A 14,644-nucleotide genomic window follows, 5' to 3' on the forward strand; every position below is an offset into this window, starting at 1 on the left:
GATCAGGCGGCGCTGATCTGATCGGCTTTGAGCACGCCCCGGTAGTAGGTGCGCAGTTGCTCGGTGGCACCGGCCCACCCCCAGCGCTCGGCTTCGCTGCGCGCGGAACGGCGCAGGGCTTGCCGTTCGAGATCGTTGCCAAGTAAGCGCTGGGTGGCGTTGATCAGGCTCGCGGCTCCACCGTCAGCGCCATCGGGCTCGTAGAGGCAGCCGTTGATGCCATCGCTGATGATGTCAGGGATGCCGCCACGGTTGGCACCCACCACCGGGCAACCGGCGGCCATCGCTTCCAGCAGCACGAGGCCGAGGGTTTCGGTGCTGGAGGGGAACAGGAAGGCGTCGCCGCTGGCGTAGGCGCTGGCCAGCTCTTCACCAGCCAGGTAGCCCACGAAGGTGGTGGCGGTTCCCTCGAAATGGCGTTCAAGCTGCTGGCGGTGGGGGCCATCGCCCACGAGGGCCAGGCGTGTATCCGGCAGGGCTTCCAGCACGGGCTTGATGCGCTCGATCTGCTTTTCTGCGGAAAGGCGACCCACGTAGAGCAACAGGGCGCCACGATCATCGTGTTCACCAAGCAGGCGGCGACGCATGTCGGCCTGACGCAGCTCCGGACGGAACAGATCCGTGTCGACCCCGCGCTGCCAGAGGGCGGTGTGTTGGATGCCCTTCTCACTCAGCTCTTTCACCATGGCGGTGGACGTGCAGAGGTTGAGTTCTGCTTGGTTGTGGGCGGCTTTGAGCAGTTCCCAGAGCAGGGGCTCGAGCATGCCCATGCCGTAGTGCTCGAGGTATTTGGGTAAGTGGGTGTGGTAACTAGCGATCAAGGGGATCGACTTGTTTTTTGCCAGCCAGATGCCTCCAAGCCCGAGCACAGCCGGATTCACCACGTGCACCAGATCCGGTTGGAAAGCGTCGATGGCTTCCGACACGGCAGGCCTGGGCAAGGCAAGCTTCAGCTCGGGGTACAGGGGCAGCGGCATGGCCGGCACTCCCATGACCCGAGCACCCATGTAGTGGCTGGGCGCTCCCTCCGGACAGAAGACCAGGACTTCATCGCCGGCATCCACCAGGTGTTTCACCGTTTTGGTCAGACGGGTCACGATCCCATCCACCTTCGGCAGAAACGTTTCGGTGAAAAAGGCGATCTTCACGGGTTAAACGGGCGTGCAGGGGGAACGTTCAGGCCTTGACCCCGATCGCTTCTGCCTGTTTGTTGGTCCAGGCTGACACGCAGGGGATGCGCTTGCGGTCGCAGCGGTCGGAGTAGCGGGTGGCAATCTCCACCACTTCCTTGAGCAGGCCGTCATCAAGGGTGGTGGGGTTCAGACCCAGCTCGATGAAGCAGCGGTTGTCCACGATCAGGTCGTTTTCCACGGCCTCGTTGCGAGGGTTAGGCAGGTGGTTGATCTCAGCGCCAGTCAGCGCGGCCACCTTCTTGGCTAATTCACCCACTTGATGGCTTTCGGTCATCTGGTTGAAGATCTTCACCCGTTCTCCCTTGGATGGAGGATTTTCGAGCGCCAGCTGCACACAGCGCACGGAGTCGCGGATGTGGATGAAGGCGCGGGTTTGGCCGCCGGTTCCGTGGACGGTGAGTGGGTAGCCGATGGCTGCCTGCATCAGGAAGCGGTTGAGCACCGTGCCGTAGTCGCCGTCGTAATCGAAGCGGTTGGTCAGACGTGGATCGCGGTCCGTTGCATCGGTGTTGGTGCCCCACACGATCCCCTGGTGGAGATCGGTGATTCGTACCAGATCGTTTTTGTTGTAGTAGAGGAAGAGCAGCTGATCGAGCGTCTTGGTCATGTGATAGACGCTGCCCGGGCTGGCGGGATGGAGGATTTCTTCCTCAAAGCGGCTGCCATCAGGTTGGGGCACCTCAACCTTGAGATATCCCTCGGGGATCGTGGCGCCCCGATGGGAGCCATAGCCGTAGACGCCCATGGTGCCGAGGTGCACCACATGGATATCCAGACCGCTCTCCACGATGGCGGCCAGCAGGTTGTGGGTGCCATTGACATTGTTGTCAACGGTGTAGCGCTTGGTAGCGCTGCTCTTCATGGAATAGGGAGCGGCCCGTTGTTCAGCGAAGTGCACCACGGAGTCGGGCTTTTCTTCGATCAGCAGATCGAGCAGCCGCTGATATTCATGGGCGATGTCCATGTGCACGAAGCGCATGGGCCTGCCGCCGGTCTCCTGCCAGGCCTGAAGGCGTACGCCGATGCTGGTGATTGGTGTGAGCGACTCGACTTCGAGATCGATGTCGATCTTGCGGCGGCTGAGGTTGTCGATGATCACGACCTCATGGCCCTGATCCGCCAGGTTCACAGCACACGGCCAGCCACAGAAGCCGTCACCGCCGAGAACGAGAACTTTCACCCCAAACTCCTGCTGAAGCGTGCGAGCCGCTGATCTGGGGCAAGCTACTACAGGCTTTTCAGCTGATGGCCACGGAGACCGCCATCAGGGCCACCACAAGCACGGCGCCGGCCATGATCAGCAGGCGGGAGGCATTGCTGCGGCTGGATGATTCAGCCATCACTTCCATTCGCGGTTCTTTTGCGAAGGCATTCAGGCGGCCGCCGTCTTCTTGGGTGACCTGCATGGCCAGGCATTGCATCTGAGCAGGAACCTATGGGCGCAGGCCTGTTCTGGTGCGCATCTGCCACGCAGCTTCATGGCCAGTGATCGTTCGTTACTTGACCTGGCCGGTGGTGGGTGAGCTCGCTGAGGCGTCCTGGCGCAGAGGCAGGCGTCCGGCTATGCGGGCCCATCGGCCTGCCTGCACGGCAGCAGCCATCGCTTCGGCCATGGTGGCGGGATCCCCCGCCAGGGCAATGGCGCTGTTCACGAGCACGGCATCGGCACCCATCTCAAGGGCCTGGGCCGCTTCGCTGGGTACACCGATTCCTGCATCCACCACGACAGGCACGCCAGCGTTTTCGATGATCAGGGCAATGTTGGCCGCATTGCGCAGCCCTTGGCCTGAGCCGATCGGTGAGCCAAGGGGCATCACCGTCGCGCATCCCACCGCCTCGAGTCGTCGGGCCAGCAACGGATCGGCATTGATGTAGGGGAGCACGGTGAAGCCCTCCTTCACCAGCTGCTCTGCGGCCTCGAGGGTTCCGAAGGGATCGGGCAGGAGGTGGCGGCTGTCGGGGATCACCTCCAGCTTCACAAAGTTGTTGTCTTCCTGGCCGGCAAGCTTGGCCAGCTCCCGGCCGAGGCGGGCAACCCGGACCGCTTCCTGGGCTGTGGTGCAGCCGGCGGTGTTCGGCAGCATCCAGATTCGAGACCAGTCGATCGCCTCCATCAGGCCGGCATGGCCTTCGGCTACGGCCTGCACCCGACGCACCGCGACGGTGACCATGTCACAGCTTGAGCGCTCGAGACTGGCCTGCATCGTGGCCAGATCCGGGTATTTGCCCGTCCCGGTGAACAGACGGCTCCTGAAGGCGCGGCCTCCAATCAAGAGCGGGTCGTCGTTCAGCTTTGGCTTGACGGGCTGTGGGGTCGGATCCATGGGCTTGCGGCGGATTGGTGTGAGAACCGGATCAGGGAGCGTTCCCATCGGATCGGATGGCTCTACCGTGCGCCCATCATCCATTTCTATGCATGCCGATTCCAGTCGCCGTGGATCTGCCGGTAGAGACTCCGGTGGTCTTTGAGAACCAGCTGCCCCTGGATGCCTCCCAGCTGGCTTTGCCAATGGTGCTTGAGGGGTCTGTCGAGAATTTCGATCCGATCGCCCGTGCAGCCTCCCTGGCAGCCGCGATGCCCCGCCAGTGGTGCGGCTCTTACCGCTCCTTTGAGGGCGGCGGAAAGCTGCCGGTGCAGGTGACGCTGGCCAGTGTGCAGCCCTTCGGTCAGATGGTGGCGGTGCGTGGCGACATGCGGATCGGCGAGGTGACCACGGCGGTGCAGGGCAACCTCAACGCCAAATCAGACCAGCTGGATCTGCTGCCCCTGTCCGATCAGCTCACCGCCGGCCTCGAGCCAGGCGGTGCTTTTTTGGGATTGCAGGGGGCAACCCTCGCCGGTTGGATGGCTCCGCGGATGACCAACCCTGGTGGTCGCTTGCACCTTGCGGCCAGTTGCCCGGCTTCAGAATCCCTTCCCGTTCGCGGCCTCTGGTGAATTGCCGCTTTCAGGCTTACGGCTCAAGCGCTGTTCAATCCGCTTGAGCCGTTTTTTGGCTGTTCCATTGTTGGGTTCGAGGCTCAAGCAACGCCGATACAGCTCAGCAGCCTCTTCCGGTTGCAGGAGACGCTCTTGGGCGAAGGCCAGATTGTTGAGGGCGACGGGATAGTCGGCCTTGGCCTGGAGGGCTGATTTGTAGTGCTTCACAGCTGCCTGAAAGTCCTTCTGGGCTGCGAGCGAGAATCCCAAGGCGTTCTCCACCAGGGCTCGAGCTTCATCCGGTTCTCCGGAGAGTCGTTTCAGGGCTTGTCTCAGATTGGCGGTGGCCTGGGGATAGAGGCGTTTGCGCAGCTGAACGGAGGCAAGCTCATAGAGCTGACCTGCATCACGCGATGACGCAGCTCCGTCCTGTTCAAGGCGGATGAGGGAAAGCTCATCACGGCGCACACGCAAGAGCTGGCGACCGACCACGACAGCCACGATCGCCAGCAGTGCAATCAGACCCAGCAGGTAGGTCTGCGGAACGAGGATGTCCATCACGAAGGGCTCCTCGGATCAGTTTGAGCTCAAGCCTTGGCGGCCTTCACCACAGTGGTGAAGGTGCCGGGATCGGCCACGGCGAGTTGGGCAAGCATTTTGCGATTGATGCGCACATCGGCCTTCTTGAGACCACCGATCAGACGGCTGTAGCTCAGACCGTTCAGGCGGGCCGCAGCATTGATGCGGGCAATCCAGAGGCGGCGGAAATCGCGCTTGCGACGACGGCGATCACGGTAGGCATTGCAGAGAGCCTTCATGACCCGCTGATTGGCGGTACGGAACAGGGTTCCGTTGCTGCCGCGGAATCCACGGGCTAGGCGGAGGATCTTGTTGCGACGCTTGCGGGCGACGTTGCCTCTCTTGACGCGGGCCATTCGGGTAAGAAATCAGAATCGAACGTTGAGATGCCTTGGAATTCAGGCGTAGGGCATCATCAGGGCCACACGATCTTCATCGGTGCGGTCCACAACAGCCTTCGTGCCCAGGTGGCGCTTCAGCTTCGGGCTCTTGTGATCGAGCAGGTGGTTGCGGAAGGCCCGGCGACGCATGAATTTGCCAGTGGCCGTCGCCTTGAACCGCTTTGCGGCAGCTTTGCGGGTCTTGAGCTTGGGCATGTCTCTGGCTGCGCGTGGCACAAACGACAACAATACGCCCTCAACCTCCCCCCATCCATGCCACGCCTTTCTGCAGCTCTGAGGCAGGGATCGATCCTGCAGGCACTCCTGCTCATCGCAGCGGTTGCAGGCGGTTGCCGGGCCCAGGAGCTGCAGGCACCGCCCCCGATGGAGTCCCCCGTCGAGCGGCCGACCCACCGCGTGGTGGCGCAGCCGCCCTCAGCGCGGAAGGATCGGCTCTGGGTGGCCCTCGAGGACCATCTCGGACGTCGTGCTGGCCAGGGGGCGCCGGCGCCCCTGTTGACCCTGCAAAGCGCGGGAGTCGCTCCGCTGGTGTTGCGGTCTCCAGGGATCAAGGAGCCGTTGCAAACCGCTGCTCGTCTCCGCTTCAGCTGGCGTTCGGTCCCCCGCCAAGCGCCATTGGAGCTCGCGCGTCAGGTGGCTGGACCCTTTGCCAGTTTTGAATCCGCCGAGCGGGTGGCCACCCGCTGGCGCGGCCAGGGGGTGCAGGCCCTGGTGGCCCATCCCAATGAATGGGAGGTATGGGCTCCTGAAGCAGCGCTGCCGCTCCCGGATGTTCCTGTCCGTCGGGTGAGGGAAACGTTGACGATGTCCATTCAGCCTGTGCTGGAGGGGGCCAAAGGTGGCCGAACGCTTCAGGGACCTCTGCTGATTGAGGCCCCTGACGGTCTGCGCTGGAAGGGGGGCGTGATGCGCGGACCCTTCCGGCTCCAGGCGGATGCCTATGGCAGCTGGACATTGCTGGAGCAGGTGCCCTTGGAGCGTTATTTGGAAGGGGTGGTGCCCCATGAGATCGGAGCCGGCTCGCCCGCGGCGGCACTCGAGGCCCAGGCTGTGCTGGCCCGCACCTGGGCGCTTGCCAACAGCCATCGTTTCGCGATCGATGGCTATCACCTCTGCAGCGACACCCAGTGCCAGGTGTACAGCGATCCTCGGCAGGCCGGGGCATCGGTGCGTCAGGCGATCAAGGCCACGGCTGGTCAGGTGCTCCAGTGGCAGGGTTCGCCGATCAGTGCCGTTTATCACGCATCCAACGGTGGGGTGATGGCGGGAGTGAACGAGGCCTGGGCGATGCCATCTGTGCCTTATCTGCGCAGCCAGGCTGATGGTGGCAAGGCCTGGACCGGGTCCGTGCTCGTCCCCGTTCCGAATCAGGCAGCGGTCGAGGCCTTGCTGAAGAGAACAACTGGCGCCTATGGCTCCGGACATCCCCGCTTCCGCTGGACCCGCACCTACAGCGCGGCTCAACTGCAGGGGGCCTTGGCTGCTCAGGCGCCCCGCCTTGGGGTGGTGCAAGGGGTCAGCGTGCTGGAGCGGGGTCCGAGTGGTCGGGTTTTGGCCTTACAAGTGGTTGGAGATGGTCCTGGCTCACCCGTGGTGCTGCGACTGGATGGGATCCGCCGCAGCTTGCGCCGTCTTCCCAGCACCTTGATGGTGGTGGAGCCTGCTGGTGCAGGGGTCTGGCGTTTCCGGGGCGGTGGTTTCGGCCACGGGGCCGGTCTCTCCCAGGCTGGAGCGATTGATCTGGCCCGTCAGGGCTGGTCGGTGGAGCGCATCCTGCAGCACTACTACCCCGGCACAACGCTTGTTCCTCTGTCGGCTCTCAGGAAGGCCCCTTAGAGTCCCGGCATTCTGGGATGCTTCATGGCCGTGGCCGCAGTGACTGGCGATCACCGACGCGGCAAGACGGCCCTGTTCCTAGCTGCCTGTGGCTGTGCTGGAGCGGCGCCCCATTGGTTGGACCCCGCCCGCAGTCTGCTGCCGGCGATCACCCTCGCCGTGGTGCTGGGTGGCTATGGCTTGCGAACCGTGCTGCGAGGACGCGGTGCGGCATCTGTTGACCCAGGCAGTGCAACCAGGCCTCTGGACACCGGCAGCTGGCCTGCGGTGGATGTGGTTGTGGGTGCCCGTGATGAGGAGGCTGTGATCGCTCGGCTGGTGGAACGGCTAGCGGCTCTGCGGTATCCCGCTGACAGGCTCAGCTTCTGGGTGGTGGATGACGGCAGTCAGGACCGCACTGGGGCGATTCTTGACGGGTTGCAGCAGCAGCATCCCCAACTGCGGGTGCTGCACCGTCCACGCGGAGCCGGTGGCGGCAAGTCGGGTGCGTTAAATGCCGTGCTCAAGCAGCTTCAGGGCGACTGGTTGCTGGTGCTGGATGCCGATGCTCAGCTTCAGGAGGACGTGCTCGAGCGCTTGTTGCCGTATGCGCTGGGTGGCGGCTGGTCGGCCGTGCAGTTGCGCAAGGCGGTGGTCAATGCGGGTCAGAGTCTGCTCACGCGCGTTCAGGCCATGGAAATGGCCCTCGATGCCTTGATTCAGCAGGGGCGTTTGCTGGGTGGCGGCGTGATGGAGCTGCGCGGGAACGGCCAGCTGCTTAGCCGTCGCAGCCTTGAGGCCTGCGGAGGTTTCAACGAAGACACGGTCACTGACGATCTCGACCTCAGCTTTCGCCTCCTGACCGAGGGATCTCGGATCGGCCTGCTCTGGGATCCACCTGTTCAAGAGGAGGCTGTTGAGTCGGTGCCGGCGCTCTGGAAGCAGCGGCAGCGCTGGGCTGAAGGAGGTCTTCAGCGTTTCTTCGATTACTGGCCCCAGCTGTTGTCGAGTCGGTTGAGCCCGAGTCAGCGTCGTGACCTCGCCTGTTTCTTTCTGCTCCAGTACGCCCTGCCGGTGGTCTCGTTCGCCGATGCACTCACCAGTGCGGCGACTTGCACGATGCCGGCCTACTGGCCCCTGTCGATCGTTGCGTTCAGCGTGTCGGGTCTGGCCTACTGGCGTGGGTGCCGTCGGCCGAGCGAAGGCCCGGAGCTGCCGAGCCCCGAGCCCCTGTCACTGCTGCTGGCGATTGCCTACTTAGGCCATTGGTTTGTGGTGATTCCTTGGGTGAGTGCTCGGATGGCCCTGTTCCCGAAGCGGCTGGTTTGGGCGAAGACCAGCCACCGGGGCGAGGCGACGGTCGAGGCCTGAACCTCAGCTCTGGCCGTCGAGATCGACGTCAACCACATCGCCATTAAAGAAATCGGCGAAGCGCTTCACTTTGTCGTCCATCGGTGAACTCAGGGGTCGCGGCTCCACTGGCTTGTTGTCGGGCACTTGGGCCACCGGGAGCTGGGGTTCGCTAGCGCCGGTGGGTTTCGCATCGGGGATGGTGGCAGTTGCTATGGGGGGCGATGTCTGTGGGGTGGATGGGCTTGTGACGGGTTCGGCAGGCGCGGTGATCTTCATGCGCTCGCTCAGTGGGGTGACTGACGGACTGACCGGTGCCGCTGGGGTCAAGGTCCCGCTCTGGTTTTCCAGCACCAGCTGACGGTTGCCACCCAGGGCGCGGCTGATCGCCTGCTCCAACAGGCTGGCGCGGCTCTGCACCATTCCCATCCAGTTGCCGGCCACCTGGACCACGGCGCGGTGGGCATCAAGGCGAACCAGTTGGGCTTGCTGGGAAAGCAGCATGCGGGTGGAGGGCAGTTCCAGGCTCCCGAGGATCTGCTGCCAGAGCTCGCCCAGGTTGGTGGGGTCGGGTGGAGCCGCTGGCTCTGTGGCTGTCTCCGTTACGGGTTCAGCGACTGCCGCGACTGGCGTTGGGGCCTGTGTCTGGGTTGGGGGCAGGCTCACCGCCGCCTTCGCTGGGGCTGCAGGAGGAGCCACCGCTGGGGTGACCGCAGGGGCTGAGTGCACTCCTTGTTCTGGCTGGGCCCGGGACTCAGGTTCCGCCAGCAGACCGAGCAGCAGCACCTCCAGCCATAGACGCGGCTGCACACTGAGACGGAGCTGTTGCTCACTGCCACGCAGGCGTGCTTGCCACTGGAGCAACCGCTGCCGGCCGATGCGTTGGGCCAGCGGCGGCAGTTGATCCCGGAACTGGGGTGAGACGCTGGTGAGTTCAGGTCTGTCGGGAGCGGCGGCCATCAGCACCAGATCCCGCAGGATTCCCGCCAAGCCCTGCAGCACTGCTCCCGGGTCGCGGCCGCGATCGAGCAGGCGCCTGCTGCTCTCCAGGAGAGGCAGTGGCTCACCGGCGGCCAAGGATTCGCTGAGATGGATCAGTTCCTGTTCGGGTACGGCCCCCAGCAGTTCCCACACCGCATCGGCTTCGATCGGAGGTGGCAGCAGGCTGAGCTGATCCAGCAGGCTTTCGGCATCGCGCAGACCGCCCTGGGCCCTTTGCGCCACCACATGAAGGGCCTCCGGTTGAATCCCGATCGCTTCCTGTTCGGCAATCCAGCGCAGGTGGGCTTCGAGAGCCTCGAGGGGGATGCGCCGGAAATCAAAACGCTGGCAGCGGCTCAGGATCGTGGGCAGCACCCGCTGGGGATCGGTCGTCGCCAACACAAACACCACGCGCGGTGGCGGCTCCTCCAGGGTTTTCAGCAGGGCGTTGAAGGCGGCGGTGGAGAGCATGTGGCATTCGTCCACCACGTACACCTTCCAGCGGGCCTGCACCGGGGCAAAGCGGGAGCGCTCGATCAGGTCACGGATGTTGTCAACACCCGTATTCGAGGCGGCATCGATCTCGATCACATCGAGGGCGCTGCCGGCGGCGATCGTGGTGCAGAGCTCGCAGGTCCCGCAGGGCTCAGGTGTGGGCCCGTCGCTGCTCAGGCAGTTGAGCGATCGGGCGAGGATCCTGGCGCTGGACGTTTTACCTGTGCCCCGTGGGCCACTGAACAGATAGGCCGGAGCGATGCGATCGCTGCGTAGGGCGTGGCTGAGGGTGGCGGCAATCGCGTCCTGCCCCACCAGCTGATCAAACCGCTGAGGTCTGTACTTGTGATGCAGCGGCTGGTAGGCCTGACTCATGCGCTGCTGGCGGGACCCAGAGGTTACTCAGGTCTGCCCTGTTCCGATGTGGTGTCAGCGGCTTCCAGAAGCGCAACGATCTGTTGCTCCAGTTCCTCCACGGCGGCCAGTTCATCCGCGAGGGTCTGGCCGGCCTGGAGTAAGCGTCGGCTCTGGCGGTTACCGCGATTCGAAGCGCCGCTATCGGGGCCGCCCCGCAACCACCCCTCCGCTTGCTCCAGGGTTGTTTCGAGTTTTGCCACCAGCCGTTGACGCAGTTGCTCGAGTTGGCTCAGGCCTCGGCGTGCCCGATCGCGGGAGGTCTGATCCACCAGGCCTTTGCCCAGCAGCAGGCTCAGGCCCGTGAGTAAGGCAGCGGGCATCAGTTGGCCAAGGGCCAGGGCGCCCAAGCTGCCGGTGTGCAGCCAGTCCTCCACCTGGCCGCTGCGGTGGCGACCGGTCTTGCACCAGGTGGCGAAGTGCTCGCAATTGTTGAACAGCAGGTTGTAGTTCTGCTCGCCGATGCGGCTCATGGCGCGTCGGAGCGTGATGCCCGCTGGTGAGGCCTGTGGGTGGTCGATCACGCTGATCTCCTGGCCGCGGCTGAACTCTTGGAGAGAGCTGCGCAGGATTTCACGACCCTCTAGGTAGTGGGCCACGCTGCCATCGCCCAGATCAATGCCGTGATGCAGAAACAGGCCGTGCTGCCGGGGAACCGTGAGGTGGTCGGCGGCGGCCATGAAGGATCAGTCCACAGGGTTCAGGCTGATTCCTGCTGACGTTCGCTTCCCGGCAGTGGCAGTACCTTCCCGCCGGTGTGTTCCTCCACCATGGTGCGCGTCACGGTGAAGGACTTCACATTCTTGCGTGAAGGCAAGTCGTACATCAGGTCGAGCATCAACTCTTCCACGATTCCGCGCAGGGCCCGGGCGCCGGTTTTGCGCCGGTGCGCTTCGCGGGCGATCGCCACGACCGCGTCGCTTTCGAAATCCAGTTGCACATTGTCCATGCTCAACAGGGTGCGGAACTGCTTGACCAGCGCATCGCGGGGCTCGGTGAGGATCGATTCCAGCGCTTGTTCATCCAGAGGTTCCAGCACAGCGCTCACCGGCATGCGGCCAATGAATTCCGGGATCAAGCCGTACTTCACGAGGTCGTCCGGCTCCAGATGGCGCAGCACCTGGGCTGCTTGCAGGTCGCGATTGGCCTTGTTGCGACCGCGACCATCACTGCTGGGCACGAAGCCGATCGCATTGCGTCCAAGCCGCTTCTGCACCACGTCATCGAGGCCCACAAAGGCGCCGCCGCAGATGAACAGGATCTGGCTGGTGTCGATCTGGATGCAGTCCTGATAGGGATGCTTACGACCGCCCTGGGGGGGCACGTTGGCCACGGTGCCTTCCAGCATCTTCAGGAGTGCTTGCTGCACCCCCTCGCCCGACACATCACGGGTGATCGATGGGTTCTCGCTCTTGCGGGCAATCTTGTCGATTTCATCGATGTAGATGATGCCGCGCTGGGCTTGGTCCACATCCATGTCGGCCTTCTGCAGAAGCCGCAGCAGGATGTTCTCGACGTCTTCCCCCACATAGCCGGCTTCGGTGAGGGTGGTGGCGTCGGCCACGGCGAAGGGCACATCCAGGAGTTCTGCCAGTGTCTGGGCTAGCAGGGTCTTGCCGCAGCCGGTGGGACCGATTAAGAGGATGTTGCTCTTGTGAAGGCGGGTGGCGGTCTGTTCGGTTTCGCCCTTGCCATCGCCTTGCCAGGCCAGGCGTTTGTAGTGGTTGTAAACCGCTACGGAGAGCACCTTCTTGGCCGCTTCCTGACCGACCACCTGATGGTCGAGAAAGCTCTTGATTTCCTGTGGTTTGGGGATCGAGGCAAGGGTGGGGGCTGGCTTTGTGCTTTTGCGGGTTCCCTGGGCTGCCTTGCGGGAGGTTTCGGCCCCCTGGCGGGAGTTGCCCTGGGCATCGATCAGCTCTTCATCGAGGATCTCGTTGCAGAGATCGATGCACTCATCGCAGATGTACACGCCGGGACCAGCGATCAACTTGCGGACTTGCTCCTGGGACTTGCCGCAGAAGGAGCACTTCAGATGGGCGTCGAATTTGGCCATCGGGCGCTGGTCGCTTCAAACGGGGTCAGTCGGATCGACGGATGGTCGCGGTCCGGATTCCCAGGATCGCCGTGGAGCTGCGCGATGTCAGCCCTCCGTAACGATTCCTCCGTCCGCGAGACTGTCCACCACCCGGTCGATCAATCCGTATTCAACCGCCTCTGCTGGAGAAAGGAAGTAATCGCGGTCTGTATCTTCAGCGATTTTTTCGAGGGGCTGGCCCGTGTGCTCGGCCATCAGACCGTTGAGGGTGTCTTTGAGGAACAGGATCTCCTGGGCTTGGATCTCGATGTCGACAGCCTGGCCTTGGGCGCCACCGAGGGGCTGGTGGATCATGATCCGGGCATTTGGCAGGGCGAGGCGCTTGCCCTTGCAGCCACCGGAGAGCAGGAAGGCGCCCATGGAGGCAGCCAATCCATAGCAGATGGTCACCACGTCAGGAGCAACCTGCTGCATGGTGTCGTAGATCGCTAGTCCGGCCGTGACCGAGCCACCGGGGGAATTGATATAGATCTGAATGTCTTTTTCAGGATCCTCAGCTTCCAGGAACAAGAGCTGAGCCACTAGGGCATCCGCAACTTGGTCATCGATTCCAGTTCCGAGAAAGATGATCCGCTCCCGGAGAAGACGCGAATAGATATCGAAAGCCCGTTCGCCTCGACCCGACTGTTCCACCACGGTGGGCAGCACACCAGGGGAGGCCGATGGCATGGCTGAGACGGGGCTGATGCCCCGCCAGCGGTTCTGGATCGGATGGTGGTGACGGGCGTCGATCACGCGGCAGCTGGCGGGTTCCTGTACAGGCTCAATCTATGGGTGCTGATCAGCCGTCGGCGTCCCCATCGGCCTTGGCTTTGCTGCTTTTCGCTTTGGCGGTGCCGGTGGCCTTGGTGGAAGCCTTGCTTGTGCCGGTTTTCGCTTTCGCCTCTGGTTGTTTCTTCTCCTTGGCGGTTTCAGCCTCGGAGCTCTCAGGGGCCTTCTCGACCACGGTGTTGTTCTCTTCCAGCCAGCCGAGCAATTTGTCGCGCAGCAGGTCGTCGATCACGGCCTGGCGCAGCCGTGCCGGATCGATGTCGCGTTCACCGGAGAGCTGGCGCTTCACCTCCTTGAGCTTGGCTTCGATTTCTGTGTCCTCCACCTTGAGGTCTTCCGCTTCGGCCAGAGCACTGAGGGCGAGGCTGCGACGGAGCCGCTCTTCGGCTTCGGGTCTGGAGGAGTTCATCAAGGAGCGCACCAGCTCCGGGGTGAACAGGGATTTCACATCCATGCCCTGCTGGGCGAACTGGCCAGCGGTCTGCTCCACCAGGTTGCGCACTTCCTGCTGCACCAGGCTTTCAGGCAGATCCACCTCCAGCTGCTCCACAAGGGCGGCCAGCAGGGCGTCGTGGCGATTGCTCTTCTGGCGTCGCTCGGCGTCGTCCTTGAGGCGCTTCTCCAGTTCTTCACGCAGCTCCGCCATCGTCTCCTTATCGCTGGCCTGCTTGGCGAAGGCGTCGTCGAGCTCAGGCAGTTCGCGGGTCTTGAGGTCCTTGAGGCTGATCACGAAGCTGGCCTTGCGACCGCGGGCATCCTCTTTGGGGTAATCCTCTGGGAACTGGCAGTCGACGGTTTTCTCATCGCCGATGGCCATGCCGACGATCCCTTCCACGAAGCCCGGGATCATCCGCCCGTCCTCCAGTTCCACATCCATCGAGTCGGCGCTGCCACCCTCGATCTCATTGCCGTCATCGGCGTAGGTGCCTTTGAAGCCCACGACGGCCACATCACCGTTGGCGGCGGCACGGTTGTCCACCGGCACCAGCGTGGCCATCTGCTTGCGGGATTGATCCAGCATGTCGTCCACCTGAGCAGGATCAAAGCTGACGGCTTCCGCTTCGGCCTTCAGCCCTTTGGTGGTTTTGAGTTTCGGCACTGGAGCCACGTCGGTTTCGAGCGTGAGCGTGAGGGCCTTACCGGGGTCAAAAGCTTCCAGCAGGCTCTCAAATCCGCCGGTCAGATCGGGTTGCCCCAGGGCTTCGATCTGTTCTTGTTCGATGGCCTCCCGCCAGACTCCGTCGACAATGGCTTCCAGGGCGGTGGCTCGGATCCGCAGCGGGCCGATCTGCTGCAACAGCACCGCCCGGGGCACCTTGCCTTTACGGAAACCAGGCAGATTGATGCTGCGGCTGAGGCGGGTCACCGCTGCTTCGTAGCTCTCCTTGCAACGCTCCGCAGGAACTGCCACTTCCACCGCCAGGCGGCTGCCCGGACGGGCGGTGGTCTTGACCTTCAGGGACGCGGCGCTCATGCAGGAGTAGTTCGGGCAGCCCAACACTTTATGGAAGCGTCAGTCCGTGGATCGCCACGTATTGTGAGGGCAACGTTTCATCGGATGCTCCAGCCTGGCGCTGCTGCTGGATTCCGATCGTGGCCAGGGGCCAGCGTCGTCATTGCAGTTCTA

Annotated in this window: 15 protein-coding genes; 3 read left to right on the forward strand and 12 right to left on the reverse strand. The window is 63.4% G+C overall.

Annotated features, from left to right (window positions below; genetic code table 11):
- Window positions 1-2: 2 nt before the first annotated feature.
- The 4 genes from H0O21_RS03730 to H0O21_RS03745 all read right to left on the reverse strand — a co-directional run bounded on the left by H0O21_RS03730 (window position 3) and on the right by H0O21_RS03745 (window position 3,517).
- Window positions 3-1,148 (reverse strand): glycosyltransferase family 1 protein, encoded by a 1,146-nt coding sequence (locus tag H0O21_RS03730; protein ID WP_185190423.1) that lies wholly within the window; start codon window positions 1,146-1,148, stop codon window positions 3-5.
- Between the two features lie 28 nt (window positions 1,149-1,176).
- Window positions 1,177-2,373 (reverse strand): NAD-dependent epimerase/dehydratase family protein, encoded by a 1,197-nt coding sequence (locus H0O21_RS03735; protein ID WP_131455146.1) that lies wholly within the window; start codon window positions 2,371-2,373, stop codon window positions 1,177-1,179.
- Between the two features lie 58 nt (window positions 2,374-2,431).
- A complete protein-coding gene (gene psb34, locus H0O21_RS03740) occupies window positions 2,432-2,599 on the reverse strand; it encodes a photosystem II assembly protein Psb34 (RefSeq protein ID WP_131592446.1) in 168 nt (55 codons plus the stop codon).
- A gap of 90 nt (window positions 2,600-2,689) precedes the next feature.
- Entirely contained in the window at window positions 2,690-3,517 is an 828-nt protein-coding gene (locus H0O21_RS03745; RefSeq protein ID WP_255441181.1) for a thiazole synthase, read from the reverse strand.
- A 92-nt stretch (window positions 3,518-3,609) separates the two neighbouring features.
- Between H0O21_RS03745 and H0O21_RS03750 the strand changes: the two genes are divergently transcribed.
- Window positions 3,610-4,131, forward strand: a complete 522-nt coding sequence (locus H0O21_RS03750; protein WP_185190424.1) for a hypothetical protein — start codon at window positions 3,610-3,612, stop codon at window positions 4,129-4,131.
- On the opposite strand, the gene H0O21_RS03755 is transcribed toward H0O21_RS03750, so the two are convergent.
- The 3 genes from H0O21_RS03755 to rpmI are packed head-to-tail and all read right to left on the reverse strand — an operon-like array spanning window position 4,099 to window position 5,288.
- Entirely contained in the window at window positions 4,099-4,671 is a 573-nt protein-coding gene (locus tag H0O21_RS03755) for a tetratricopeptide repeat protein (RefSeq protein WP_185190425.1), read from the reverse strand. The genes H0O21_RS03750 and H0O21_RS03755 overlap by 33 nt on opposite strands.
- 29 nt (window positions 4,672-4,700) lie before the next feature.
- Entirely contained in the window at window positions 4,701-5,048 is a 348-nt protein-coding gene (gene rplT / locus H0O21_RS03760; protein WP_185190426.1) for a 50S ribosomal protein L20, read from the reverse strand.
- Between the two features lie 42 nt (window positions 5,049-5,090).
- Window positions 5,091-5,288, reverse strand: a complete 198-nt coding sequence (gene rpmI / locus H0O21_RS03765) for a 50S ribosomal protein L35 (RefSeq protein WP_131455152.1) — start codon at window positions 5,286-5,288, stop codon at window positions 5,091-5,093.
- Between the two features lie 57 nt (window positions 5,289-5,345).
- On the opposite strand from rpmI, the gene H0O21_RS03770 reads away from it, so the two are divergent.
- Together H0O21_RS03770 and H0O21_RS03775 are read left to right on the forward strand one after the other, a co-directional pair.
- Window positions 5,346-6,929, forward strand: coding sequence for a SpoIID/LytB domain-containing protein (locus H0O21_RS03770; RefSeq protein ID WP_185190427.1), 1,584 nt, complete (start codon window positions 5,346-5,348; stop codon window positions 6,927-6,929).
- Between the two features lie 24 nt (window positions 6,930-6,953).
- On the forward strand, window positions 6,954-8,279 hold the full coding sequence (locus H0O21_RS03775; RefSeq protein WP_185190428.1) for a glycosyltransferase family 2 protein: 1,326 nt from the start codon (window positions 6,954-6,956) through the stop codon (window positions 8,277-8,279).
- 3 nt (window positions 8,280-8,282) lie between these two features.
- Here H0O21_RS03775 and H0O21_RS03780 read toward each other — a convergent pair whose 3' ends face one another.
- The 5 genes from H0O21_RS03780 to tig form a co-directional block, all read right to left on the reverse strand.
- Window positions 8,283-10,109: a DNA polymerase III subunit gamma/tau gene (locus H0O21_RS03780; protein WP_185190429.1), complete on the reverse strand. Its 1,827-nt coding sequence runs from the start codon at window positions 10,107-10,109 to the stop codon at window positions 8,283-8,285.
- Window positions 10,110-10,132: 23 nt separating this feature from the next.
- Complete coding sequence (locus tag H0O21_RS03785) at window positions 10,133-10,828, reverse strand: lecithin retinol acyltransferase family protein (RefSeq protein WP_185190430.1); 696 nt, start codon at window positions 10,826-10,828, stop codon at window positions 10,133-10,135.
- A 20-nt stretch (window positions 10,829-10,848) separates the two neighbouring features.
- Window positions 10,849-12,204, reverse strand: coding sequence for an ATP-dependent protease ATP-binding subunit ClpX (gene clpX / locus H0O21_RS03790; protein ID WP_185190431.1), 1,356 nt, complete (start codon window positions 12,202-12,204; stop codon window positions 10,849-10,851).
- 87 nt (window positions 12,205-12,291) lie between these two features.
- Entirely contained in the window at window positions 12,292-12,981 is a 690-nt protein-coding gene (clpP, locus tag H0O21_RS03795; RefSeq protein ID WP_131455158.1) for an ATP-dependent Clp endopeptidase proteolytic subunit ClpP, read from the reverse strand.
- A 46-nt stretch (window positions 12,982-13,027) separates the two neighbouring features.
- Window positions 13,028-14,491 (reverse strand): trigger factor, encoded by a 1,464-nt coding sequence (gene tig / locus H0O21_RS03800; protein ID WP_185190432.1) that lies wholly within the window; start codon window positions 14,489-14,491, stop codon window positions 13,028-13,030.
- Between the last annotated feature and the right edge of the window lie 153 nt (window positions 14,492-14,644).

It is taken from the genome of Synechococcus sp. HK01-R (assembly GCF_014217855.1).
Taxonomy (GTDB): Bacteria; Cyanobacteriota; Cyanobacteriia; order PCC-6307; family Cyanobiaceae; genus Synechococcus_C.

Coding starts and splice junctions, on each gene's coding strand:
- psb34 (WP_131592446.1), bottom strand. CDS start 2,599: ATGCAGGTCACCCAAGAAGACGGCGGCCGCCTGAATGCCTTCGCAAAA.
- H0O21_RS03745 (WP_255441181.1), bottom strand. CDS start 3,517: ATGGATCCGACCCCACAGCCCGTCAAGCCAAAGCTGAACGACGACCCG.
- H0O21_RS03750 (WP_185190424.1), top strand. CDS start 3,610: ATGCCGATTCCAGTCGCCGTGGATCTGCCGGTAGAGACTCCGGTGGTC.
- H0O21_RS03755 (WP_185190425.1), bottom strand. CDS start 4,671: ATGGACATCCTCGTTCCGCAGACCTACCTGCTGGGTCTGATTGCACTG.
- rplT (WP_185190426.1), bottom strand. CDS start 5,048: ATGGCCCGCGTCAAGAGAGGCAACGTCGCCCGCAAGCGTCGCAACAAG.
- rpmI (WP_131455152.1), bottom strand. CDS start 5,288: ATGCCCAAGCTCAAGACCCGCAAAGCTGCCGCAAAGCGGTTCAAGGCG.
- H0O21_RS03770 (WP_185190427.1), top strand. CDS start 5,346: ATGCCACGCCTTTCTGCAGCTCTGAGGCAGGGATCGATCCTGCAGGCA.
- H0O21_RS03775 (WP_185190428.1), top strand. CDS start 6,954: ATGGCCGTGGCCGCAGTGACTGGCGATCACCGACGCGGCAAGACGGCC.
- H0O21_RS03780 (WP_185190429.1), bottom strand. CDS start 10,109: ATGAGTCAGGCCTACCAGCCGCTGCATCACAAGTACAGACCTCAGCGG.
- H0O21_RS03785 (WP_185190430.1), bottom strand. CDS start 10,828: ATGGCCGCCGCCGACCACCTCACGGTTCCCCGGCAGCACGGCCTGTTT.
- clpX (WP_185190431.1), bottom strand. CDS start 12,204: ATGGCCAAATTCGACGCCCATCTGAAGTGCTCCTTCTGCGGCAAGTCC.
- tig (WP_185190432.1), bottom strand. CDS start 14,491: ATGAGCGCCGCGTCCCTGAAGGTCAAGACCACCGCCCGTCCGGGCAGC.